Raw genomic sequence first — 23,051 nt, 5'->3', positions numbered from 1 at the left:
TCGGCAGAAAATTCTTGCGATAGCCTATTTTTTCTGATATGTTCTCGCCTGTAACACGCACTGCTGGGAAGCAGCGCAAAGCTGGCTAATAGCCGGTTCCCACGAGTTGGAGAGAAGGGGCTTCGGCCCCGACTCATAAGAATTTAGTAAGCTCTATTTCGCCCCGCTGCGATATGCGGACCGCTACTGATAACGTCGGGATGACGTGATTGGCTCCGGTAAATGGAGAATGGCACGATGGACGCAGGCAACGAGTACGGGATCGCCGATTTTCTCGGTGATCAACAGGCATACGACGCTCTGACAGACGAACAGATTCAAGCGCTTGCACGAGGCGAGACTGTTAAATATGGCGATACCGAAGTGGCCCCGGTCATATCGGAAAACGAGGAAGCGCCAGTCCTCGTCACTGATCCAGAAATCAAGGAAGAGGCACCAAAGGCAGTCGAGACGAAAGTCGAAGACGAGCCGGTCGTTCTGACCAAGGATGGCAAACACACCATTCCTTATTCGGAGCTGATCGACGCCCGCGAGGCCGCCAAGAAGGCAGAGAAGGATGCAGCCGACGCAGCCGCGCAGGTCGCAGCCCTGAAAGCAGAAGTCGAAGCGGCGAAAGCTGCCAAGGTCGCGCCCGCAGAACCCGAGGCACCATTCGGCGACTACTCGGACAAGGCCCTGAAAGATGGTGTGGAAAAGCTGGTAGCCCAGCGTGTCGCGGAAACCACTGCGGCGCTCAAAGCTGAGTTTGCGGAAGCGCTAGCCCCGATGCAGAAGGCGGCGGCGGAAGCGGCAACGGCAACCCACTTCAAAGCCATCTACGACGCGCACCCCGACACCGATCAGATTCTGGAAAAACCAGAGCTGGGCAAGTGGATGGATGTGCAGCCCTCGTTTGTGCGCGACCAGTACAAGGCCGTGCTCGAAAACGGGACTTCCGCCCAGGTCATCGAACTCCTCAACGCCTTCAAGGCATCACTTCCAAAAGCCCCCGAAATACCCGTCGCAGTCGCACCTTCCAAGGCCGAAATAGCAGCGCAGGCAGCGGCGAACGTCGCCAAAGCCAAAGGCAAGACCCCGACCAGCCTATCCGATGTTCCGTCCGGCACCATCACGCCGGTGGACGAAATGGAAGCGATGGAGAAGATGAACTCGACGCAGCTTCTCACGAAGATGCACGGGAAATCGCCAAAGCAGATATTGGATTTGCTCTCCAGGGTCGCATAACCCACAAGCAGCACGCACCGTCGGGATGACGGCGCAATCCTTTAACTGGAGCTTTAAATGTCCTCTACCAACGTTCCGTTTGGCAGCCTGATTTCCATGCTGCGCCAGTCGGTCGGCCTGTTCGCTGCCACCATGCAGCGCAAGACGATCCTGAACCGCCTCGTCGGCGAAATGCCGCAACAGAAGGATGCGGAAAACCGCCTGCGCATCCAGTCCAGCACCGATTACCCGATCGTGCGTAACATGGACTTGACCAAGTTCGCCGGCGATCGCATCACCTTCGACCTGGTGAACCACGTCGGCGGCGCGCCAATCATGGGCGACGCCTACGCACAAGGCCTGGGCGACGCGATGTCGTTCGCACAGGACGGTCTGCGCATCGACATCACCCGCAAGCCGATCTCGGCCGGCTCGGTCATGTCGCAACAGCGCACGCTGCACCAACTGAAGGGCTTGGCCACCGCTGAGGCCTTCGGCTACCTGTCGCGCCTGGAAGACCAGCGCACGCTGGTGCACCTTGCCGGCGCGCGCGGCTTCGCCAACAACGGCGAATGGGTGATCCCGCTGGCCTCCGACCCGTCGTTCGCCAAGATCATGATCAACCCGGTCAAGGCGCCTTCGCACAACCGCCACTTCGTCGCATCTGGCGGTAACATCGCCAAGGTCACGGCAACCGGCAACGCCATCAACATCCAGACCACCGACCAGATGAGCATGGATGTGCTTGACTCGCTGCGTACCTGGCTGGACGGTGTGGCCTTCGCACCCGGCGCCGTGAAGTTCGACGGCGACGAGATGGCCGAGGACAGCCCGCTGCGCGTTCTGCTGGTGTCGAGCGAGCAGTACACCGCCTTCCTGCGTTCGGGCGTGTTCCGCGCGCTGCAGGCGCAGTCGACCGCCCGCGCCGCCATGGCCAAGCAGAACCCGCTGATGCTGGGCGATGCCGGCCTCTGGAACGGCATCCTGATCGTCAAGATGCCCAAGCCGATCCGCTTCTTCGCCGGTCAGCCAATCAACCACTGCGCCAGCGCCACCAGCCTGACCGAAACCACCACCGACCTCGTGCCGGCCGCATTCGGCACCTCGTTCGCGGTCGACCGCGCGCTGCTGCTGGGCGCTCAAGCGCTGGGCGAGGCGCTGGGCAAGGCCAAGCTGCAGAACAAGGCCGGTGAAACGTCGGAAGACGGCGTGCCGATGTTCTACTCGGAAGAGATCATGGACCACGGCGCCCGCCTGGAGATTCTGGCGGGCATGGTGAACGGCCGCTCCAAGATCCAGTTCCTGATGGACATGGGTGCGCAGTCGGAATACACCGATTTCGGCGTGGTCGCCATCGACACCGCCGTGACGCTGCCAGGCATCTAATCAGAACGGCCGCGCCTAATGGTGCGGCCAATCTCACCCGAATAGGAGCATCAAATGACCACCATCAACACCAACGGCATGTCCACCCAGCAGCGCATGGGCGGCACGCCATTCGGCAATGCCTGGAAATCGCAATACAACTTCACCACGGACGCTTCTGGCATCGACCAGAACAGCGACCTGGCTACCGCCGTGCAGTCCGGCGACGTGGTGCGCCTGGGCATCCTGCCCGCCGGCCTGATCATGCACGACATGCTGCTGATCATCTCCGATGCGTTCACGGCCTCCACCACGGCGAGCGTGGGCTTCCTGTACTGCGATGGCGTGGATGACACCACCGCCGCGCAGGACGCCGCCTACTTCGTCTCGGCCAAGGCCACGGACGCCACCAGCGTGTCGCGCAAGACCGGCGTCAAGGCTCCGCTGCAACTGCCCAAGGATGCGTACCTCGTCCTGACCATCGGCGGCGCCGCACACGCATCGGCCGGCATCCTGGATGTGATTGTCGAAGGCATCAACGCTGGCATCTAACGCAGCACCGGCGGGGTTTCGGCCCCGCCGATTCAAGGAGCGGCAATGGCCAACCTCGTCCACATGAAGAATTCGCCGGCGGTGGCGAAGAAAGAGAACACCGTTTCGTACAAGCAAAGTCCATATCCGTATGGCCTGGAGCTGTCGTTCGACACCGAACAACTCAAAAAGCTTGGCATCACCGAACTTCCGGAAGTTGGCGACGAATACTCGATCACCGCGACCGGCAAGGTCACGAGCGCATCGAAAACGGCGTCCGAAAACGGCGAACGCACCAGCATGCGTATCCAGATCACGCACCTGAAGCTGGAAACCGACGACTCGGCCGAGGAAGCCAAGGAGTCGCCTGCCGTCGAGAAGGCTGAACGGGCGCCGTTCGACAAGGCTCGCGCCTCCAATCTCGCCAAGATGATGAGGTAAGCATGGTCCCAATCAAATGCATCTCGCCGCGCCCCAACCACACCGATCTGATCTACAAGACTGGCGACTGGAAAGAGGGCGAGACGAAGAACATCGACAAGGAATTGGCGCGCAAGATGCTGCGCCATCCTGACGTCTACGTCAAGAGCGACGAGAAAGCCGCCGTGAAGGCCGTTGTGGTGCCAGAAAAGGCGCCCGAGCCTGACAAGCTGCAGGAAACCTACGACATGATCGCCACGCTCGAAAAAGAGGGCGTGCAGACGTTCGTCAAGAACAATTTCAACCGCAGCGTTGACATGCGCCTCTCGGTCGCCAATCTGCGCGCCTACGCGGTCCAACTCACCGACCAATACGGCCTGCCATGAACCTTGCCGACCTGATCCAGTCGTTCCGAGCCGATGCTGATGACCGGGTCGAGCCGTATCTGTGGTCCGACGACGACCTGATCCGGTGGTTCAACGAGGCCGAGGACGAAGCGTGCATCCGCGCCCGGCTGATCCGCGAGAAGGCCAACACTGACATCTGCCAGATCGCCATTTCCAACCCGACGACGACCTATCCGCTCGATCCGCGCATCATCGAGATCGCTTACGCGAGCATGGTCTACGCCGGCGCCGCCCAGATGTTCCCGTACCGCCTGGCTAAGACATCGCCGGACGAGCTGGATCAAGTCCGGCCGTACTGGCGCTCGCAGACCTACCGCCCGACAGCGATCATCCAGTATGACGACCACATGGAGGTTGACTGCATCCCTGACGCCTCCTACACGATCAACCTGGAAGTGTACCGCCTGCCGATGGAGTCGATGGCCGCCGACGAGGACACGCCGGAGATCGTCGCCAAGCACCACCGGCATCTGGTGCAATGGGTGCTGCACCGCGCCTACCAGAAGCCGGACACGGAGACGCTGAACCCGGACAAGTCGGCGCTCGCTGAGGCCGCCTTCGAGAAGTATTTCGGCAGCCGGCCAAATGCCGATCTGCGCAAGCGCCAGCAGGCCAACCGGCCGCACCGAAACCGCGCGATCTGGTAAGCCATGACCGACGTCACCTTCAATTCCTTCGCCGGCATCCGCAACACGCTGCCGGCCGAGCGGCTGCATTCGCTGCCATCGCGCGATAACCCAAGCTGCGACCTGTCGGCCGCCGTCAACGTCGACATCGACAACAGCGGCCAGATCGCGCGCCGCGCCGGCTCCACGCTGCAGGTTGCCGGCGCCGCGCATTCGCTGTGGGCGCAGGGCGACTATTGCTTCTACGTGCAGGGACAGTCCCTGATGCGCCTGGCGCCAGATTTCACCAGCACGACGCTTGCCACTGGCCTGACCGCCGATCTGCCCAACAGCTACGTTGAGGCCGGCGGGCGCATCTACTGGAGCAACGGCGCTCAAACCGGCGTCATCGCCGACGGATTCAACCGCAGTTGGGGCATGGAGATGCCGGAAACGGCAGGCCTTCTGCCAATCAGCGGCACGTTGCCAGTCGGTACGTACCAGATCGCCTTGACCTACCTGCGCACCGATGGCCAGGAGTCGGGCGCCGGCATGTCGGCACAGATCGCACTACCAGATGCTTCCGGCGTGCGCGTCTCATGGGCGACTCCTACCGATCCCGACATCAGCCGGGTCTGCGTGTACATCAGCGAGCCGAACGGCGAAACGCTGTACCGCGCCGGCACCGCGCAAGTGGGCGGCACGGCCGACGTAACAACGCTGCGCTCGTCGCTGCCGCTCAATACACAGTGGCTCGATGCGCCGCCGGCAGGCCAGTCCATGACGACCTACCGTGGCCGCATCTTCATCGCCGACGGCGCGTTCCTATTCGCCACCGCCGCGCTCGGGTATGAGCACTGCGACCGCCGCGACTACCTGGCGATCGACGGCAGCACGATCCGGTTTGTGATCGGCGTCGAACACGGCCTGTTCATCGGCACCGAGAAGCAGGTGTATTTCGCCGCCGGCGACCGCCTGGAAGACCTCGTGCTGACAAGTGTGGTGGAGGCTGCCGCCGTCGCGCGCTCGGCTGTGATCGCGGACGGCTTCGCTGTGACAGGCGACCAGTCCATGACCAGCCAGCAGGGCGCGCTGTTCGCAACCGATATGGGCATCTTCTTCGGCCGCGAGGATGGCGTTGCGATCAACCTGACGTATGAGCGCTACCGCTTCCCAACTTCCGCATTCGGCGCGGCGTGCTTCCGTTCCTTCTCCACGCTGAGCCAATACCTCTTATTCATGTCCTAACGCAATTTCACACGCAGTCCCTGCACCCGCTTCGGCGGGTTTTTTTCGCCCAGCGTTTGCGGGGCTTTTTCTTGGAGAAACACATGACGCTCCGCTTATCCACGGCGATCCGCAATTTCTGCCTGTCCGGCGGCTCGGTCAAGGAAGCACTGACCGGCGGCCAGATCCTGATCTACACCGGCGCACAGCCCGCCACGGCCGACGCCGCACCCACCGGCACGCTGCTGGCGACCATCACAGCCGCATCCGGCGCCCTGACCAACGAGGTTCTAGCAACCGGCACCATGACCCTGTCCGGCTCGTCCGGTTCGGTCGACGCGGTGACGGTCGATGGCGTCGGCATTCTGGATGCCTCCGTTCCGTTCAACTCGACGCTGACGCAAACGGCTGCCGACCTGGCTGTCGCCATCAATAACAGCGAGTCCAGCCCGGAATACACCGCCACGTCGTCCGGTGCCGTCGTCACGATCAGCGCCAAGCGCGGCTCCGGATCGGCGCCCAACACGTTCGTGGTGGCCGGCACGCTGACCACCATGACCGCGACCTATGCAGCCATGTCGGGCGGCGTGTCGTCCGTCAATGGCCTGAAACTGGGCTACGCGGCCGGCGGCATCCTACCAAAACTGGCATCGCAGGCCTGGTCCGGCGTCGCCGGCGCGTCCGGCACTGCCGGCTGGTTCCGCTTCGTCGGCTCGGTGGCCGATTCTGGCATCCTGGACTCCACCGAGAGCCAGTTCCGCATGGATGGCGCGATCAGCACCAGCGGCGCGCAGTTGAACATGTCGAGCACCACCATCGCATCCGGTGCCACGCAGACGATCAGTTCCTTCCCGATCACGCTGCCCACGCTGTAACGGAGCCTGAAGCATGACGACCCCGACCAAGTGGCGCTTAAACGTCACGGCCAACAATGGCGACACCAATTTCGTCGGCATTGGCGGCTTGGAATTGCGCTCCACCGCCGGGGTCGCGCGTCCATTCGTCCGTGATTTCTTCACAGTTTCAGCGACGAACACAGGCGCGGCCAACATCCTGGGCGCGGCATCGCTCACGCCCATCGTTTCCGCCTTCGAGGCGTATTCGTGGCATCAGATCACGTTTTCCTTCCCCGTCATTCTCGGCGGCGTGTCGTATTCCACGTGCGTCGTCACGTCGGACGGCCAGATTTCGTTTGGCGAGAACGGTGCTACCTACGGCTATGACTATTTCCAAGTAGAAAACCTACCGAAGGGCTTCCCGAGCATCATCCACAGCCCAGGCGCCGATTCAGGCTTCAGCGGCTTCAAGGCTCTGTATGCTGGCGCCGAAAACAGCGGCACGACCTTCCGCATCCGCTTGGAGATGTTCGCGCAGGACACTGATCCAGGCGGTGCGGCCAATACGGTATGGGAAGTCACGTTCGCATCCGCATCGCCCAACGTGGCGCGGGTTGACTTCGAGTCAAGTGCATACGCCGCCGGCCCGGATGGCCTGATCGCATACGTTTCCGACGGTTACTATCGGGCGCAAGCCGCCACATTTGGCGCTGGCGTCGTCAACAAGGGCTATGACGTCGATTTTAATGTGACGACGGCGGAAGGCACAGCAACCGCATCCACCAACAAGGCCCCGGACGCGCCGCCATACGGCAATAGCTACGGCGCCGAGCAGGCATGCGACAACACGGTCAATACCGGCTGGCTGACGGCCAGTGGGAACACGACTGGCTGGCTGCAATACGAGTTCAACTCGCCGTTCGCAGTCGCCGAGTACGTCATCACCGCACCCAGCCACCCACCATTCAACGGCGTCAATCAACAGGCGAAGGACTGGACGCTGGAATATTGGGACGCCACAAGCTGGGTGGTTGCCGATACCCAGTCCAGTCAGACGGCATGGTCGTATTCCGAGGCGCGCGCCTTTACGCTTCCACCGCCACCCAGCAATGACGGCGATGTCACCCTGCTTGAGCCGACGGAAGCTGGCTTGCTGAGCGTCCCGGATAACACGTTGGTTGGCATCGAAATGTCTATCAGTGAACTGTCGCTTGATGGCGTTATCTTCGTCAACGACGGTTACGGCGCTATCACCCTGCCGTCCGCTACGGTCAGCGCTACCGGATATCCGCACCAGATGTCGGCCGGCGGCGACTTGGCAATCGCGCCACCGACGCTGGAAGGTTCGCTGGAAGGGCCGCTGCCGCTGCCGTTGATGACGCTGTCGGCGACTGGCGTGTCCGGCTCCGTGTCTATCGGCGTGGCGCGCATGCAGAGCATGACCATGAATCCCGGCGGCTCGATGGAGCCGCCGCTGGCGCTGCCTGAACTGGACGCGGCCGGCGATATGATCAGCGGCGCCGTGGCCGTGTCCGACATCAGTATGGCCACGATGGACGCCGCCGGTGCGTGCCTGGCGGGCGGGATCGGCATTGGTTCCGTGTCGCTGCCGCTGCTGAGCGCCGAGGGTGGCCCGGAAGGTGACATCATCCTTCCGTCGATCGATGCGGCCGGCGTGGCGATCGCTGGCAACATCGGAGCCGGCGACGTTGCTCTGACCCGTCTAGTCGCGGTAGCCGATGGCGCCATCGCCTACGCTGACGGGATCGCAGACGGCCAGATCGAACTTGCAGAATGGTCTATCAGCGCGGCCGGCGATTCGAGTGCTGTCATAAGCGGCTCGGTCACGCTTTCGCCAGCAGCCGTCAGCGCAAGCGCCGCCGCCGGCAACATCTGCACCGGCACATTGACCCTGCCGCTGATGGCGATCTCGGCCGACGGCTTCGCGGATGCCATCGGCACGGCTTCCATCGCACTCCCACTGCTGTCTGTCGAGGCGGTCATGCAATCGGCCGTGCCGGCGCCAGTCTTCACCAGTGTCGTGCTGAACACGCAGACCAAGGCCGCGAGCACGTATGCCGGGCTTGGCATCAACAGCTTGGCGAACTTCGGTGGTGTGACGCTGGCTGCGACCGCTTCCGGCATCGTGGCTCTGATCGGCGACAGCGACGACGGCGCGCCGATCGATGCCATGGTGGCTGGCGGCGTGTCGGATTTGAAGTCTGAACAGTACAAGCGCGTGCTGTGCGCCTACGTCGGCTACCGGGCCGACGGCGACATGGAAATGACGATGATCACCGACCAGCACCACGAGTTCATCTATCAGCTCGCACCGCGACAGCTCGATCATACGCACGCAAGCCGCGTGAAGCTGGGGCGCGGCATCCAGGGCCGCTACTGGCAATGGAAGCTGGCCAACAAAACCGGCTCCGCGTTCGCCATGGATGCCGTGACGCTCGATGTCCAGCCCTTGTCGCGGCGCACGGCATGAACGAGAAGGATTTGGTTCTTAACGAGCCGATCTCGTCCGGCTGGGCCTACAAGCAGTTCTCCGGCGACGAGGAGAAGGCCAAGGCCTACATGACGATTGCGCGCAGCATGATCGGCACCATGCGGACTATCCACGGAGTGAATGAGCGCATCGCCAACGGTGAGCCGGGTGGCTATTACCATATGCAGCGCGAATTGCCGGACGGGACGCTGATCGAGGTCTTCACGAACGACGGGCACGACTCCATGCGGATCACGGCCGCATCGCAGACGACCGCAGCATCGGCATCGACAGAATCGCAAGAGGAGACTGCGACTGCCGAATCCTCCTCCACTACATCGAAAGAGGGGACGTCAGAAGTCGTCGGAAAGAGGGTGGCCGAATCGCTGAAAGTGGAATACCCGGGCGTGCTGATTTGCGGCTCATGCGACGACGGCACAAATCTGCACCCGACCGTATGGGGATTTGCAAAATACGCGATCGACCTTGGCAACCTGAAGGACTGCACGACCGGCGAGGCATTGTCGATCTCATCTGATGGGACGGTAGTTGTCGGATACTCGCGCGGCGCCGGCGGCACGCAGGCTTTCCGTTGGGATGAGTCAAACGGCATGCGCACGCTTGGCCCGGTTGGCGATGATAATTACGCGGTTGCGACCGATGTATCTGATGATGGCTCGGTAATCTGTGGCATTAGCAGGAACGGAGACAACTCATTCAACGCGTGGCGCTGGACTGAGCCAAAAGGGTTTGAGATATTGCCAGACCTAGGCCTTGGGGTGCCGGATATCAGTGTTCCGACGACACCTACGCGCGTGAATTTGCTCCGCTACGATGTCAGTCCAAGCATCTCGCCGAACGGCAGATATATCGTGGGGACGGTGCTTCGGCGCGATCCGCAGCAAGTCTATGTCGGCGCGGTATGGGTCGATGGTGAGCTTGCTGAGATTCCCATTCCGGGCACAATTACCACCCCATACGGCATTCAAATTGATGGCGATCCGGCCGCAGTTCAACCGGGCTTATCCGGCCCCCTGTGGAGTGGCGACCAAAGTATGCCGGTAAGCGTCACAGATGATGGACTCGTGGTTGGGTATTCCACCCACTTGGACATGGTGGAGACTATATTTCATATCGACTACGATCATGGAATCAGCCCGCCAGACCAGCACCCACTTCTATTCAATCCACTGTCTCCGCAGACGGCTTTCATGTGGAATGTCGGCACCCCGGCTTGCACATATGTCGCAGACGGTGACGCGACAGCCATCGCCAACGATTCGCAAACAATCGCCGGGAATAGCAATTCCGGGCCATTGATGACAAGAGTCCTTGTCCAGCACATCACGCCTACGGACGGGGTCACAATCGTCACCACAACGTATCAAATCTACGACAGCAACACGCCGAACGGCTGGTATCTGGATGGCTTGAATCAGGTGGTTTCCCTTGGCGACTGGACCAGCGCATACGACGTTTCGGACGATGGCGAGGTGATCGTCGGCAGCGCGCAGAACGATACCAACAGCCTGCCTGCCATGTGGGATTTAGGCCGTGAGAAGGCAAAACTCACGCTGCTTGACTTGATCCCAGGCACTACGCGCGGCTGGGCGACATCGGTAGCCACAAACACGACAGAGATCGATCTCTGGAAAATCGAGCACGACGTTTAATAATCCCGCCGCAAGCGGAAGTATTTTAGAGGCAATCAATGGGCTACCATCCATCACTCAATACGGCGAACGTCGGCCCGGCACCAGCCGCCCCTGCCGCGCCGCCATCCCCGCCAGCGCAGGAGGTGGCAGCAGTCAATGCCGCGCCGATTGCCACTCCTGCACCGGCCGCTGACCCAGCAAGCCCTGCTGACGCCGCCCCGTGGATTGATGGCAGGGCGAATAGCGTAGTTTCGGAGTACATGGCCAGCTCGGAATCGCTGGCGCAGACCGCGCAGGCTTCGGCGTTGCAGGCAATCACGCGGCTGGGCGGGTTCTCCATGTCCCTGCCGCTGCTCACCATGCCGTCGATCCCAGTCCCGAGCGTCACGCTCGATACGATCGGCGCCGCGCCGGCCGAGCCTGCCGACTTGGTGTCGGTGTTCCCGCTCGCGCCGAGCGCGCCAACGATCCCTGCGCCGCCGATCCTATCGGTGTCCGACGAACCAGTGTTCGATGTCGCGGCCCCGATGCTGATCGACATTCCGCTGCCCGACCCGCTGTCGGCCGTCGTGCCGGCGGCGCCAGAACTGGACGCGATCTCGATGCCGGTCGAGCCAGGCTTCGTGCTGCCGAGTGTGCCGACGATGCTTGGCCTGAATCTGCCGAGCGTCCCGGTGCTGGACTTGCCGCAGTTCACGGATACGCTGCCCGATGCCCCTGTGGCGCCGGCCGCCGGCTTCTCGTACAGCGAAGTCGCCTATGATACCCAGTTGCTCAGCACCATGAACAGCCGACTGGTTGATCTGGTCAACGGCATGTCGACGGGGCTAAGCCCAGGCGTCGAGGCGGCCATCTGGAATCGCGCGCGCGACCGTCAGGCCATCACCACGCAGCGCGGAGTCGATGAGGCGACCCGCCTGTTTGCCTCGCGCGGCTTCAAGATCCCGGGCGGCACGCTGCTGCGCATCATCCAGCAGGCGCTGCAGGACAGCATGGACGCCGATGCGGCACTGAGCCGCGATGTGATGATCAAGCAGGCCGAGCTCGAGCAGAGCAATTTCCAGTTTGCCTTCAACGCCGCTATACAGCTAGAATCGCACCTGATCGACCTGTTCAACCAAGTGCAAACCCGCGCGCTGGACGCGCAAAAATTCACGTTCGAAGCCGTTATCCAGATCTTCAACGCCCAGGTGCAACTCTACCAAGCCGACATCCAGGCATTCAGCGCGCGCGCCGAGGTGTTCAAGGTTCGCCTGCAGGAGGCGCTGGCGCAGCTCGACATCTACAAGGCCACGCTGGAAGGCCAAAAGCTGATCGGCGAGCTCAATACGCAGATGGTGCAGCAGTACACCGGCCAGATCGAGGCGGTGAAGGCGATTGTCGACGTGTACGCGACCCGCGTCGCGGCGGCCAAGGTCCAAATCGAAGTGCAGCAGCAGCGCGTCGGCATCTACACGGCGCAGCTCCAAGGCTACGACAGCCAAGTGAAGGCCAAGGCCACCGAATACGAAGCCTACGGAACGCGCGTGAAGTCCGAATTGACCAAAGTGCAGATGTTCGGTGAGCAGGTTGGCGCCTACAAGAGCCGGATCGAGGCTTACGGCACGCTGGTCAACGCAAAACTCGGCGAGGCCAACCTGAATTTCAAGCAGACGGCCGAGTTTCCGCTCGAAGTGTTCAAGAGCCAAGTGGCGAGCTATCAGGCCGGCATCCAGGCCGAGAGCGACCGCCTACGCTCCGTGGCAACCGTGTTTGAAACCCGTGTGAAAGCGTTCGCCGCCACCGAGGAAGTGAAAAACGAGCACACCAAGGCAGCCGTGGAGGTCGTGAAGGCGACGACGGCCGTGTACACCAGTCAGGCGCAGCTTGCCCTGCAGGCCGGCGAAGCGAATCTGAAGCTGGCGGTGTCAGCATCCGAGACGGCGCAAGCATCCCTGCGCGCGGCCGGGCAGTTGTCGGGCCAGTTGGCCGCCGCCGCGCTGTCGGCACGCAGCGTGCACGCCTCGATTTCCTCGTCCGACTCGAACAGCTCCTCGAACAGCGCGTCGAACTCGACTTCGAACTCGACTTCGAACAGTTCGTCCAACGTGTCGAGCAACAGCTCGTCCAATAGCTCGTCCAACGCATCCAGCAACTCGAGCAGCAAGTCGAGCAGCGATTCGTCGGTCAACTCGACGTCGAACAGCAGCAGCAACGCAAGCAGCAATTCGCACTCGACCTCCGCCAACTTCACGGCGAGCGACAGCGGCAGCGACATCACGACTCATAAGGAATAAACATGGCAAGCACTGATGAACTGATCCGCCGTGGCGGCAATGTCGCGGTTCCTGGCGGAGCTCCGACTGTGCGGCCGCAGGTGCCGACCGAAGGGCTGCGCACGTACACGCAAGAGCAGATGCGGCAGCTCGGCGCGCCAAAGGCTCCGCTGCAGATCGGTGGCCCGGCGCCAGTGCCAGCAGTTCAGGCGCCGTTGTACACGCCGGAAGGTGCGCCGCAGTTGGGTGCCGGGCGGCCGGTTCCTTCGCTTGGCGCGCCGTCCCGAGTTCCCGCCATGCAGGCTCCGCTTTACACGCCCGAGGGAACGCCGGCCATTGGTGGCCCAGGCGCCAATCTCCCTGCGCGACAGGCCCCCATGTACACCCCCGAGCAAGCACCTCGCCTTGGCGCGCCAACGCCAGGTGCTGGCGCTCCAGCAGCAGCCGCAGCAGCTCCGGAAGCCGCCGCCGGCCCACTGGCCCGCGCCGCCGGTCTGGCTGGAAGACTGGCAAGGGGAGCTGGCGTCGGCATGATTGTTGATCAAGCTCTGCGCGCGGTCGATCCTGGCGATACCCCTGGCACGTGGATCGACAAAAACGTGCCCGGCGCCTCGTGGCTGGACAACGCCGCCAGTCACATCGGGCTGGGCCGCAGTTACGCGGAACAGGCGCAAGCGGCCGGCGCACCGCAACTTGGCGCGCGCCAGGGAGTCACCCCGACCGCCGCCGCAGCAACCATTCCGCAGTCAGCCAGCCCGCCGGCCGCCGCAGAGGCCGCCCCGCAGGCCGCCGCGCCGTCGCCGGAGTATGTCGATGGCCTGCAGCGCATCCAGGCTCAGGCGGCGGCCGAGCAGATGCCACAGGCCAGCGCAAGCGAGGCGCCGCCGCCCGCGAGCGAACCACCAGCCGCCACTCCGCCTGATGGCTTCAACCCCAATCCAATCTCCTTCATCACCTATGGCGCCGCGCAGGGCGCAGATGGCGGCAGCGGGGCGCTCGTCACGAACAAGGACGGCACGCAGACGCAACTGGATACCCACCAGCCCCTGCCTGCCGACGTGCAGGCATTCAACGAGCAAGCCCAAAAGGCGAGTCAGGACGCCGGTCCGGTGCAGATCATTCGCGGGCTGGATCAGACGACCGCCGTGCCGGGCAAGGACGGCGCGCCGATGGAAGAAATCCCGCAGGAGGTCGCCAATGCCGGCCCGACCGCAATCAGCGGCTTCCTCGCCGCGCGCCAGCAGAACGCTCTCAACCAAGCTGACCCGCTGAAGGCGCAGACTGATGCCAAGATTCGTAGCGAGATGGTCACGCAGGGCATGGGCGACCCAACCGCACCGGGCGGCGCCGGCGCAGCATCCACGCAAGGCTTGTCCGGCGACGACTACTTGAAAACGCTGCAACCGAACCGCGCCGCGCTCGTCAAATCGATCATCGGAGGCGGGATGCAGGTTTCGCCTTTCATCCTTGCGAAAAATCCCGGCCTGATGGCTCAGGTCGCGCAGGCCGATCCGAGTTTTGACGTGAAGGATATGAACGCGCGCGCCAAGCTCCAGTCGAGCATGAAGGCCGGCGTGGACGCCGAGAACATCAAGTCCCTGAACACGGCGATAGCTCACCTTGTCCACCTGAATGAGCACATGAAGGCGCTGGATAATGGAAGAGTTCCAGCCTGGAACGCATTTGCCAACTGGTTCGGAAACCAACGAGGTGATACGGAAATCCAAAAGAATTCTGCAGCCGTGGAAACCGACGCAAAGGGCGTGGCGGGCGAGATGGCAAAGGTATTCCGCTCATCCGGCATGTCGCAAGGAGAGATTGACGACTGGAAGAAAAGTTTCTCTACTGACACTACGCCAGCCGCTCAAAAGGCGACCATCGAGGCAGCTTTGGGACTTCTGAAGGGGCGTATGGACGCCATCAACGACAAGTATGTGCGTGGCATGGGGCCGCAGGCCGCACCCCTGCAAATCCTATCGAAGGAAAATCAGGCGGCGTTTGATAAGTTGAGTGCGGGGGAGCCGCAGGATAAGACAAAAACGCCGGCTCCCGCCACGCCATCCAACACAGCACCTAAGTCTGGGCCGCCCTCGACTGCCAAGGCACACCTGCAAGCGCATCCTGAATTGCGCGCTCGATTTGACGAGAAGTATGGGGCCGGCGCAGCCGCCTCGATATTGGGGAAATAATGGCAAATCCATTCGATCAGTTTGATGCTCCTGCCGCAACTCCCGCTCCGGCAAAGCCATCGGCGCCGGCGGCTCGCGCCGGCACGCCGCAGGACTTCTCCAGCACTTACGGCGATGCAGCCGCGCGCGCCGGCGCAAAGCTCGGCGTTTCGCCTCATGTTCTGCTGGGACAGTGGGGTCTTGAGACTGGGTGGGGTAAATCCATCGTTCCAGGAACGAACAACCTTGGCAACATCAAGGACATGACCGGCAGCGGGGTATCGGCCACCGACAACGCCACCGGCAGCCAGGACAAGTATCGATCGTTCGCCACGCCCAACGACTTCGCGGACCACTACGCCGATCTGGTCAGTCGCAAGTATCAGGGCGCGGTCGGCGCCGGCGATGACGCGGCGAAGTTCGCCGGCGCGCTCGCGGCAGGCGGCTACGCACAAGATCCACGGTATGCATCGAAAGTGACAGCGGCTGCAAACATGGCCAGCAGGGCAAGAAATCCGTTGCTGCGCGCGGCAAACGCCATGACCAGCGCGATCATGCCTTCGGCCAATGCGGCCACGTCGCAGACTCCCAATCCATTTGATCAGTTCGACGCGCCGGCGGCGCCGGCTGCCGCGAAGCCAGCCGCAGCGACTGCCACAATCGATCCCAATGTGGCAGACGGCAATTCCTTCCTGCAAAACGCAGCGATCGGCGTCGGCAAGGCCTTTACCGACCTGGGGCAGGGCGTCGGCCAGCGCCTGCGCGGCGCCATTGAAACGGTCGCGCCGCCGCAGGGTGGTAAATCGCTCGCCGACACGCTAGGTCTGCCAACACAAGCCGATGTGGACGAGAAGCGCCGCCTGGATGCGCCTATCATGAGTACCGGCGGCGGGAGGGTTGGAAACTTCGCTGGCAATGCCGCGCCGGCACTGGCCACCGGGCTTGTTCCCGGTGCGCAAGGATTGGCCGGCTCCATGATAACCGGCGGCCTGCTCGGTGCAGCCAGTCCGACCGCCACCGGCGAATCGGTGCTGGGCAACACTGTCGCCGGCACCGTGGGCGGCGGCATAGGATACGGTATCGGCAAGGGCGTCTCGCGGGTGGTGAGCCCGAACGCATCCACCAATGCAGACCTGGCACTCTTGAAGTCCGAAGGCGTGCAGCCGACGATTGGGCAGACGCTGGGCGGCGCGTGGAATACCATGGAGCAAAAGCTCCAAAGCGTTCCAATCATGGGCGATGCCATCACGGCGGCGCGTAACCGGGCCAAGGATCAGTTTAACAATGCGGCAATCAATCGCGCCACGGCGCCGATCGGCGTCAAGATCAATGGCGCCGGGCAGGATGCGGTCAAGGCCGCCGGCGACGCGCTCAGTTCGAGTTACGAGAACGCGTTGTCCAAGGTGCAGCACGTCACGCTCGATCCGCAATTCCATGCCGACATGGGGCAACTGCAGGGCATGGCGCAGAACCTTGTGCCGAGCATGCGCGCCAAGTTCAACAAGACGGTCAATGACCTGATCGTGGGTCGCGTCTCGCCGCAGGGCTCGATGCTGGGCGATACCTACAAGACGATCGACAGCGAACTTGGCAACATCGCATCGAAATTCGGAAAGTCGCAGGTGGCGTCCGAGTCAGAGTATGGCGATGTGATCGCTCAACTGCAAAGCCTACTGAAGCAACAGATGATGCGGTCGAACCCTCAGGTGGCGCAGCAACTGAACGCCGCCGATGCTGGATGGGCAAATCTGGTGCGCGTGGAGCAGGCAGCGAAGGTCGGGAAAAACAATACCGGCATTTTCACACCCGGACAACTGAATGGCGCCGTACAAAGCGCGGATGACAGCATTCGCGGTCGCGCCGTCGCGCGCGGAACTGCGCTGATGCAAGACCTTGGAAACGCTGGGCAAAACGTGCTTGGCAACAACTACCCTGATAGTGGGACCGCCGGGCGCGCAGCTTTGCGCCTGGGTTTGAATGCCGGCGCTGCGGGGGCTTATTTTGCCCACCCTGGGATTCCAATTGGCCTGACCGTTGGCGCCGGCGCTTACGCTAAGCCGGTTCAGTCGCTTCTGCGGGCAGGCGTCAGCAATCGCCCAGACATAGCGCAGCCAATCGCCAAAGCGATCGCCAACCACGCATCATCGCTTGCGCCGGTCAGCGCGCTTACCGCTGTTGGCGGGATTCGCCGGAAGCCGGCTCAGTGATTCCTTCTCGTGATCCGCCGTCCACAGCTTATAAAGCAGGATCGACCTGAGCTTGGGCGGCGCATACCGGCGCGTCAGCTTGACGCAGCCTTGCAGGAACGGGATGACGATGAAGATCAGCATCAATGGCCGCAGGGCCATGACCCAGAACGGGGTGGTATCCAATTGTATTCTCCAATAGGTTTTCGTTTTAAACAGCACCAACAAGAATAGTCCATCCATCAGGATATTCCCAACCATTTACCCGCTTCGGCGGGTTTTTTTATGACCGGAGAGCGCATGAAGATCAAGCAAATCGCCATTGCCTTTGACCAGTTCCTGAACACTCTCCTCGGCGGCTATGCCGATGAATCGATCAGCTCTCGCTGCTGGCGATTGCGAGAGTTCCAGCCCTACAAAACCGCGCGGCCAGTCATCGACTGGCTGTTTTCTTATTGGGGGCCGAATCACTGCGAGGCATCCTTCAACAACCGCAAGGCATACATGCCTGCCGACGAGGGGAAGTGATGCACAACATCAAACACCTGCTGGAAACGCTGTCACTGCTGACCGCCGTCTACACAATCGCCGGATGGATTGCCAGTGCACTCCCGCCGATGGCTGCAGCCGCGTCTATCGCCTGGATTGCATTCCAGTTTTACCACTCCGAGCCAATGCGCGCGCGCCGTGAGCGCAAGCGGACAGGGAAAAGAGACTGACCACATGAAACCTGACGACTTCATTACCATGCTGGCGCCGGCCGCGCGCGCCAGCGCCAAGACCACCGGCATCCCGGCCAGCTTCACGCTGGCTCAGGCCGCGCTGGAATCTGGCTGGGGCACCAGCAAGACGGCGGCCAACGCCCGCAACCTGTTCAACATCAAGGCCGACAAGTCGTGGACCGGGCCATGGTGGGAAATGGCTAGCACCGAGCATGTCGACGGCAAAGACGTGCTGCAGCCGGCGCGCTGGCGCATGTATCCAGACTGGCAAGCCTGCATGGACGACCGGGCCCGGTTCTTCAAGACCAATCCGCGCTATGCCGCCTGCTTCAATGCGGCCGGTGGCGAAGCATGGGCCCGCGCAGTGGCCGCCGCCGGCTACGCCACCGATCCAGACTATGCCGACAAGCTGATCGCCACCATGCGCTCGCACGATATGGCGCAATACGATGCCGATCCGGCGCCGGACGCAGCACCAGCACCAGCGGCGCCACCAGCGCCGGAAGTCCACACGCAACCACCGAGCATCCTGTCCGCGATCTTCGGCCTGATCTCCTCCATCTTCAGCAAGAAAGGCTCAAAATGAACCACATCAAAAACGCATGGAAATCCCTGACCATCTGGTTTAACGCCGTCGTCGGCGCGGTGCTTGGTCTGGGCGACACCATCAAGGAAAACATCCCGTTCGCGCAGCAGTACCTGACGCCCGAGGTAGTCAAGTATGCGGTGATCTCGGTCGTCGTCATCAACGTGCTGCTCCGCTTCAAGACCAACAAAGCGCTGGCCGACAAATGAATCCGCTGGCCTATATCCGGGTTGCCGAATTCATGGCAGCCCTGGCGCTCATAGCCGGCATCTGCTTCGGAGTCCATGAGTTTCTGGAGCATGAGCGAGACATCGGCCGCAATGAGGTACGCGCCGAGTATGCCCAGAAGCTGGCCGAGGCAAAGGAAGCCGCACGCCTGCGCGAAAATGAACTGCGCGCCCAGCGCGATGACGCAATCACCAAGGGGAATCAACGTGAGCAAACTATCCGCAGCCTTGCTGCTTCCAACGCTACTGCTTCTGTCGGGCTGCGGGACACAGTTGCCGGTATCAGCAGCAGCATGTCCAGCTATTCCGCCGATGCCCTACGTTCGATCACCAGTGCCTACGGGGTCGTTTTTGCAGAGTGCGCAGCAAGACGCGCAGGACTGGCAGAAGAAGCTGAGCGACTCAATTCCGAAAAGCAAACCTTGATCGAGGCGTGGCCGGCGCAGGCAGGAAAGAAGTAGGGCGTCCGTCAATCCAGCCGCGCCGCCATTTCCTCCGCGCTCTCGTTGTAATAAATCTGCAACATGCGCAAATCCTTGTGCCCGACCATCCGCGCCAAGTCGAGTACGTTCAACTTCTTCGCCAGCCGCGTGATGGCCGCATGCCGGCTGTCGTGGAACGTCAGGTTCTCGATGCATGCCCGGTCCCGCGCCTTGCGGAATAAGGCGTCGAGCGTGGCCGTCGTGAGCCCGAACAGCGGCCCGCTTTCAACCTTCGGCAGCAGCGCAAGCAGTTCGACCGCACGCTTCGATAGCGGCACGTCCCGCTTCGTCTCGTTCTTGTTGATCGAGGCCGGCAGGCGCGCCACAGCACCCGATACCCACTCTGGAAGCAAGCCGCATATCTCGCCGGCCCGCATTGCCGTCTCGATCGCAAACAGGTAGGCCACGGCTACCGCCTGGCTCTTGTTCGTCACGGCGCCGCCATCGAAGCCCAGCGCGTTGCTCAGTCGCTCGATCTCGTCGTCGGTAGGAATCCTGTCGCGCCCTTGCGCCGCCTTTGGCCGCCTAACGTCCGTTGTCGGGCTGGCCGCGATCCACTTCCATTCCTTCCGCGCCGTGCTGAACACGTGTGACAGCAGATTCAGGTCGCGGCTCACCGTCGCCCCGGATACCTTGTTCTCGCCCGTCATTCGCGCATCCCGCCACGCGCCAAGTATCTCCGGCGTCATTTCCTGAAGCGGCGCGTCCTTGATGGCGCGCCCGTTGACGACGGACTCTCCAACGGCCTTGAGCCTCAATACCTCCCACCGATGCCCGCGCTTGTGCGGTGACACTTCCTCTAGATAGCGGTCGAACGCATCGCCGCAGGTCTTCCCAAGTACAATCCCCAGGCCCGCGCCGCGCCTGATCTCCGTCTCGCGCTCCGTCGCCCACGCCACCGCTTCCGCCTTCGTGCTGAACGTCCTCGACTCCCGCACGTCCTTTACCGCAATCTCCGCTCGCCAGCCGCCGGATCGCTTTCTATATGTTGCCATTCATATCTCCATTGATGGCGTAATTATGGCGTAAATCTGGCGTAATGAATCGGCGTTTTTATCGGTTTTAGTCGCCTTTTGTCGTGTTTATGCAGAAAGTAAAAAGCCACTAAACCGTTGATTTTACTTGGTTTAATGGCTTTTTCTGGCCTTGCTCAAATTGTTCGCTGGTGCCCGGAGCCGGAATCGAACCGGCACGCCCTTACGAGCGGGAGATTTTAAGTCTCCAGTGTCTACCAGTTTCACCATCCGGGCAGCGAGGCGAGATTCTAGCACAGGCATAGTCAAAATCACCAGTTTTCCCTGCCTGTTCGGCACCGCGCCGTCTCTGTTGCGGCCGCCCTGCCGGCACGGCTTGGATATCAAAATGCTATTTATGTTGCAGTTATTTACTATCCGTTGCTGTTCTGGTAATCTCTTAACCTGAATTAAGAATTCTCGGCTGCGTGACGCGTTCGGTACATTGGAGCGCGTTGGTGCGGATATCTGGTTTTCCGGTGATTTAAGCAAGGCACTCAATAAAAAGGGCAACTCCATGAAAGTAAAAGCACTCCTTGGCACCTTCCTCCTCGCCGGCCTGTGCACGGCTGGCGCGCCTGCGATGGCGATCAACCTCGCTTGCACCGGCGTTTCCGTGCATACCGCGTCCCGTAACGACGTCACCCTGGGCGGCGACATTGCCGATGGTTGCGATATCGCCACCGTCAATCCAGCTCAAGGTCCGAACGGTAACACTGGCGGTTTCACCGACAACTTCGGCAACGGCTGGTCGCTGCTGAGCAAGGTGACGGGTTCCAGCGTCGCCTCCGCGACCTCGTCCGCCACGTTCGGCGGCGTCGACTACAAGATCAATTTCACCGAGACCCCAGGCGCCAGCGCCAAGAAGGGCACCTGGACGATCACCGTCAGCAAGCCGGTCACGGTCGACCTGGTGTTCGCCCTGCACGCGGCCAACCGCAGCGGCGCGTTCCTCTTCGACAATCAGGTGCTGACCAGCTCGCCGCTTGGCAATGGCGGCACGTGGGCGATCAACTGGTACAACAACGGCGGCCAGGTGCCGGGCTTCTCCAACCTGACCATCTTCGCCCGCGACCAGCAGGTGAGCGCGGTGCCGGAACCTGAAACCTACGCCATGCTGCTGGCCGGCCTGGGTCTGGCCGGTTTCATGGCCCGCCGCCGCAAGCAGCAATAAGCCGTGCCGGCGGACGGCCGAGCGCCGTCACCGCCACGCTTCACAAGACGCCCCCTGCGCCCGCACGGGGCGTTTTGTTTTGCGCGCTGGCGATTCAGACAAAGCCCAGATTGCGGGTCGATGGCAGGTAATTCTTCAGGTTGGGCAGCATGGCGAGCAAATCGCTGTCGGCCACGCCCATCCAGCTACCCAGGGTGGCCGCGTACTGGTCGACCGAGGTGGTGGGCAGCAATCGGCCCTGGCCCACGTCGTCCGGCCCGTCGCTGGCGACGGCGGGCGGCACCCCGTAGTAGCGCTGGCCGTTGACGGCGCCGCCGAGCACGAAGTGCATGCTGCCCCAGCCGTGGTCGGAGCCATCGTTGTTGACCGTCAGCGTGCGGCCGAAGTCGGATGCGGTGAACGCCGTCACGTTGCCGGCCACGCCCAGTTCGACCGTGGCCGCGTGGAAGGCGGCCATGGCTTCGGCCACGCTGGTCAGCAGGCCGGGGTGGACCGTGTTCAGGCCGTCGTGGTTGTCGAAGCCGCCCAGCGAGACGAAGAACACCTGGCGCCGTGCGCCGATCGCGCCGGCGCTGGCGATCATCCTGGCCACCATGTGCAACTGGCTGCCCAGGTCATTGTTGGCGGGGAAGGGCGTGCTGATGGCCGGGCCGCTGGCCAGCGCGGCGCTGAGCACGCTGTTCGCGTCCAGCGCGCGGCGGGTCACGCGCGCGTACTCCTGCTCGAACAGGTGGACGCCGGGCTGGGTCATCAGCGCTTGCAGCGCGCTGCTGGCGGCCGCCGAACCGTACAGCGGCTTTTGCAGGGCACCGAGCGGCACCGGGCCGTCGGCCGTGATCTGGTATTGCACCGCCGTGTTGCCCGACAGGAAGACGGCGTTGCCCGACACGTTGACGCAGGTGAAGGTCGCATTGCCATTGCCCGAGACGAACAAGTCCCCCATCCGTCCGCCCCAGCCCGACATGGCCCCTTCCGGCGCCGACGCTTGCCAGAACGATTGCTGGTCGTTGTGCGAGAACAGCTTGGGCGGCAGCGGCACGCTTTTGTTCGTGTATTGCAGCTTGGTGGTCGGTTGCACCAGCGTGCCCACGTTGAGCAGCACGCCCAGCTTGCCGGCGTTGAATAGCGGCAGCAGCGGCGCCAGTTCCGGCGCCAGCGCGTACTGGCGCTGGAAGCCGCCCGCGTCGACGGGCGCGGCCACGGGCGCCAGCACCGTGCCATCGAGGCTGGCGCGGCTGTAGGCGAGGCCGGGGCGCAGGTTGTAATAGGCGTTGTAGTTGGCGCTGTCATACGGCACCAGCGTGTTGCCGTAGTCATTGCCACCGTACAGGAAGACGCAGACGATGGCCTTGTAGTCATTGGCCGTGGCGGCGGCCGCCTCGGCCATGGCGGCCAGGTTGAGCAGCCACGGGGTGGCGGCGCCGGCCACGGACAGGGCCGAGGCCCGTTGCAGAAAGGCGCGCCGGGAGGCGTTGAGCGTGTGATCGCGGGTCATGTC

The 23,051-nt window shown here is 62.5% G+C and carries 22 protein-coding genes and 1 tRNA gene; 19 read left to right on the top strand and 4 right to left on the bottom strand.

Annotated features, from left to right (window positions below; all coding sequences use genetic code 11):
- Positions 1-237 precede the first annotated feature (237 nt).
- The 13 genes from AC1RQG_RS22615 to AC1RQG_RS22555 all read left to right on the top strand — a co-directional run bounded on the left by AC1RQG_RS22615 (position 238) and on the right by AC1RQG_RS22555 (position 17,370).
- A complete protein-coding gene (locus AC1RQG_RS22615) occupies positions 238-1,224 on the top strand; it encodes a hypothetical protein (RefSeq protein WP_493134774.1) in 987 nt (328 codons plus the stop codon).
- 57 nt (positions 1,225-1,281) lie between these two features.
- A complete protein-coding gene (locus AC1RQG_RS22610; protein ID WP_493134772.1) occupies positions 1,282-2,589 on the top strand; it encodes a phage capsid family protein in 1,308 nt (435 codons plus the stop codon).
- A gap of 54 nt (positions 2,590-2,643) precedes the next feature.
- Entirely contained in the window at positions 2,644-3,120 is a 477-nt protein-coding gene (locus AC1RQG_RS22605) for a hypothetical protein (protein ID WP_493134770.1), read from the top strand.
- Positions 3,121-3,165: 45 nt separating this feature from the next.
- On the top strand, positions 3,166-3,540 hold the full coding sequence (gene gp10, locus AC1RQG_RS22600; protein ID WP_493134768.1) for a capsid staple protein: 375 nt from the start codon (positions 3,166-3,168) through the stop codon (positions 3,538-3,540).
- A gap of 2 nt (positions 3,541-3,542) precedes the next feature.
- Positions 3,543-3,905: a hypothetical protein gene (locus AC1RQG_RS22595; protein ID WP_493134766.1), complete on the top strand. Its 363-nt coding sequence runs from the start codon at positions 3,543-3,545 to the stop codon at positions 3,903-3,905.
- On the top strand, positions 3,902-4,573 hold the full coding sequence (locus AC1RQG_RS22590; protein WP_493134764.1) for a phage adaptor protein: 672 nt from the start codon (positions 3,902-3,904) through the stop codon (positions 4,571-4,573). The genes AC1RQG_RS22595 and AC1RQG_RS22590 overlap by 4 nt, the downstream gene beginning before the upstream one ends.
- 3 nt (positions 4,574-4,576) lie before the next feature.
- Positions 4,577-5,779: a hypothetical protein gene (locus AC1RQG_RS22585; protein ID WP_493134762.1), complete on the top strand. Its 1,203-nt coding sequence runs from the start codon at positions 4,577-4,579 to the stop codon at positions 5,777-5,779.
- An 83-nt stretch (positions 5,780-5,862) separates the two neighbouring features.
- Positions 5,863-6,633, top strand: a complete 771-nt coding sequence (locus AC1RQG_RS22580; RefSeq protein ID WP_493134760.1) for a hypothetical protein — start codon at positions 5,863-5,865, stop codon at positions 6,631-6,633.
- 13 nt (positions 6,634-6,646) lie between these two features.
- Positions 6,647-9,085, top strand: a complete 2,439-nt coding sequence (locus AC1RQG_RS22575) for a discoidin domain-containing protein (protein ID WP_493134758.1) — start codon at positions 6,647-6,649, stop codon at positions 9,083-9,085.
- Positions 9,082-10,758 (top strand): hypothetical protein, encoded by a 1,677-nt coding sequence (locus AC1RQG_RS22570; protein WP_493134756.1) that lies wholly within the window; start codon positions 9,082-9,084, stop codon positions 10,756-10,758. The genes AC1RQG_RS22575 and AC1RQG_RS22570 overlap by 4 nt, the downstream gene beginning before the upstream one ends.
- A 242-nt stretch (positions 10,759-11,000) precedes the next feature.
- On the top strand, positions 11,001-13,016 hold the full coding sequence (locus AC1RQG_RS22565) for a hypothetical protein (protein WP_493134754.1): 2,016 nt from the start codon (positions 11,001-11,003) through the stop codon (positions 13,014-13,016).
- A gap of 2 nt (positions 13,017-13,018) precedes the next feature.
- On the top strand, positions 13,019-15,184 hold the full coding sequence (locus AC1RQG_RS22560; RefSeq protein ID WP_493134752.1) for a hypothetical protein: 2,166 nt from the start codon (positions 13,019-13,021) through the stop codon (positions 15,182-15,184).
- Complete coding sequence (locus tag AC1RQG_RS22555; RefSeq protein ID WP_493134750.1) at positions 15,184-17,370, top strand: glucosaminidase domain-containing protein; 2,187 nt, start codon at positions 15,184-15,186, stop codon at positions 17,368-17,370. The genes AC1RQG_RS22560 and AC1RQG_RS22555 overlap by 1 nt, the downstream gene beginning before the upstream one ends.
- On the opposite strand, the gene AC1RQG_RS22550 is transcribed toward AC1RQG_RS22555, so the two are convergent.
- Complete coding sequence (locus tag AC1RQG_RS22550; protein ID WP_493134749.1) at positions 17,305-17,535, bottom strand: hypothetical protein; 231 nt, start codon at positions 17,533-17,535, stop codon at positions 17,305-17,307. The genes AC1RQG_RS22555 and AC1RQG_RS22550 overlap by 66 nt on opposite strands.
- 114 nt (positions 17,536-17,649) lie before the next feature.
- Here AC1RQG_RS22550 and AC1RQG_RS22545 point away from each other — a divergent pair, with 114 nt between their 5' ends.
- From AC1RQG_RS22545 to AC1RQG_RS22525, 5 genes are read left to right on the top strand one after another with little or no spacing between them, the layout of a single operon-like run.
- Positions 17,650-17,877, top strand: a complete 228-nt coding sequence (locus AC1RQG_RS22545) for a hypothetical protein (protein ID WP_493134748.1) — start codon at positions 17,650-17,652, stop codon at positions 17,875-17,877.
- Positions 17,877-18,068, top strand: coding sequence for a hypothetical protein (locus AC1RQG_RS22540; protein ID WP_493134746.1), 192 nt, complete (start codon positions 17,877-17,879; stop codon positions 18,066-18,068). The genes AC1RQG_RS22545 and AC1RQG_RS22540 overlap by 1 nt, the downstream gene beginning before the upstream one ends.
- A 4-nt stretch (positions 18,069-18,072) precedes the next feature.
- Positions 18,073-18,657 carry a glycoside hydrolase family 73 protein gene (locus AC1RQG_RS22535; RefSeq protein ID WP_493134745.1) on the top strand — a complete coding sequence of 195 codons (585 nt, stop codon included), beginning with the start codon at positions 18,073-18,075 and terminating at the stop codon, positions 18,655-18,657.
- The gene (locus AC1RQG_RS22530; protein ID WP_493134743.1) at positions 18,654-18,866 is read left to right on the top strand and encodes a hypothetical protein; all 213 of its coding nucleotides are present in this window, start codon (positions 18,654-18,656) and stop codon (positions 18,864-18,866) included. Before AC1RQG_RS22535 ends, AC1RQG_RS22530 begins: the two co-directional genes overlap by 4 nt.
- Positions 18,863-19,345 carry a hypothetical protein gene (locus AC1RQG_RS22525; protein WP_493134741.1) on the top strand — a complete coding sequence of 161 codons (483 nt, stop codon included), beginning with the start codon at positions 18,863-18,865 and terminating at the stop codon, positions 19,343-19,345. Before AC1RQG_RS22530 ends, AC1RQG_RS22525 begins: the two co-directional genes overlap by 4 nt.
- Positions 19,346-19,353: 8 nt before the next feature.
- On the opposite strand, the gene AC1RQG_RS22520 is transcribed toward AC1RQG_RS22525, so the two are convergent.
- Both AC1RQG_RS22520 and AC1RQG_RS22515 read right to left on the bottom strand, forming a co-directional pair.
- Positions 19,354-20,361, bottom strand: coding sequence for a tyrosine-type recombinase/integrase (locus AC1RQG_RS22520; RefSeq protein ID WP_493134739.1), 1,008 nt, complete (start codon positions 20,359-20,361; stop codon positions 19,354-19,356).
- Between the two features lie 168 nt (positions 20,362-20,529).
- Positions 20,530-20,616, bottom strand: a tRNA-Leu gene (locus AC1RQG_RS22515).
- Between the two features lie 280 nt (positions 20,617-20,896).
- On the opposite strand from AC1RQG_RS22515, the gene AC1RQG_RS22510 reads away from it, so the two are divergent.
- The gene (locus tag AC1RQG_RS22510; RefSeq protein WP_493134738.1) at positions 20,897-21,553 is read left to right on the top strand and encodes an FxDxF family PEP-CTERM protein; all 657 of its coding nucleotides are present in this window, start codon (positions 20,897-20,899) and stop codon (positions 21,551-21,553) included.
- A 94-nt stretch (positions 21,554-21,647) separates the two neighbouring features.
- Here the strand turns inward: AC1RQG_RS22510 and AC1RQG_RS22505 are convergent, their stop codons facing one another.
- Entirely contained in the window at positions 21,648-23,048 is a 1,401-nt protein-coding gene (locus AC1RQG_RS22505; protein ID WP_493134737.1) for a DUF1501 domain-containing protein, read from the bottom strand.
- Positions 23,049-23,051 lie beyond the last annotated feature (3 nt).

It is taken from the genome of Rugamonas sp. GW822-FHT03B10 (genome assembly GCF_058801745.1).
The sequence above is the reverse complement of the archived record's forward strand: the minus strand, read 5'-3'. Positions and strand labels throughout refer to the sequence as shown.

Coding starts and splice junctions, on each gene's coding strand:
- AC1RQG_RS22615 (WP_493134774.1), top strand. CDS start 238: ATGGACGCAGGCAACGAGTACGGGATCGCCGATTTTCTCGGTGATCAA.
- AC1RQG_RS22610 (WP_493134772.1), top strand. CDS start 1,282: ATGTCCTCTACCAACGTTCCGTTTGGCAGCCTGATTTCCATGCTGCGC.
- AC1RQG_RS22605 (WP_493134770.1), top strand. CDS start 2,644: ATGACCACCATCAACACCAACGGCATGTCCACCCAGCAGCGCATGGGC.
- gp10 (WP_493134768.1), top strand. CDS start 3,166: ATGGCCAACCTCGTCCACATGAAGAATTCGCCGGCGGTGGCGAAGAAA.
- AC1RQG_RS22595 (WP_493134766.1), top strand. CDS start 3,543: ATGGTCCCAATCAAATGCATCTCGCCGCGCCCCAACCACACCGATCTG.
- AC1RQG_RS22590 (WP_493134764.1), top strand. CDS start 3,902: ATGAACCTTGCCGACCTGATCCAGTCGTTCCGAGCCGATGCTGATGAC.
- AC1RQG_RS22585 (WP_493134762.1), top strand. CDS start 4,577: ATGACCGACGTCACCTTCAATTCCTTCGCCGGCATCCGCAACACGCTG.
- AC1RQG_RS22580 (WP_493134760.1), top strand. CDS start 5,863: ATGACGCTCCGCTTATCCACGGCGATCCGCAATTTCTGCCTGTCCGGC.
- AC1RQG_RS22575 (WP_493134758.1), top strand. CDS start 6,647: ATGACGACCCCGACCAAGTGGCGCTTAAACGTCACGGCCAACAATGGC.
- AC1RQG_RS22570 (WP_493134756.1), top strand. CDS start 9,082: ATGAACGAGAAGGATTTGGTTCTTAACGAGCCGATCTCGTCCGGCTGG.
- AC1RQG_RS22565 (WP_493134754.1), top strand. CDS start 11,001: ATGGCCAGCTCGGAATCGCTGGCGCAGACCGCGCAGGCTTCGGCGTTG.
- AC1RQG_RS22560 (WP_493134752.1), top strand. CDS start 13,019: ATGGCAAGCACTGATGAACTGATCCGCCGTGGCGGCAATGTCGCGGTT.
- AC1RQG_RS22555 (WP_493134750.1), top strand. CDS start 15,184: ATGGCAAATCCATTCGATCAGTTTGATGCTCCTGCCGCAACTCCCGCT.
- AC1RQG_RS22545 (WP_493134748.1), top strand. CDS start 17,650: ATGAAGATCAAGCAAATCGCCATTGCCTTTGACCAGTTCCTGAACACT.
- AC1RQG_RS22540 (WP_493134746.1), top strand. CDS start 17,877: ATGCACAACATCAAACACCTGCTGGAAACGCTGTCACTGCTGACCGCC.
- AC1RQG_RS22535 (WP_493134745.1), top strand. CDS start 18,073: ATGAAACCTGACGACTTCATTACCATGCTGGCGCCGGCCGCGCGCGCC.
- AC1RQG_RS22530 (WP_493134743.1), top strand. CDS start 18,654: ATGAACCACATCAAAAACGCATGGAAATCCCTGACCATCTGGTTTAAC.
- AC1RQG_RS22525 (WP_493134741.1), top strand. CDS start 18,863: ATGAATCCGCTGGCCTATATCCGGGTTGCCGAATTCATGGCAGCCCTG.
- AC1RQG_RS22520 (WP_493134739.1), bottom strand. CDS start 20,361: ATGGCAACATATAGAAAGCGATCCGGCGGCTGGCGAGCGGAGATTGCG.
- AC1RQG_RS22510 (WP_493134738.1), top strand. CDS start 20,897: ATGAAAGTAAAAGCACTCCTTGGCACCTTCCTCCTCGCCGGCCTGTGC.
- AC1RQG_RS22505 (WP_493134737.1), bottom strand. CDS start 23,048: ATGACCCGCGATCACACGCTCAACGCCTCCCGGCGCGCCTTTCTGCAA.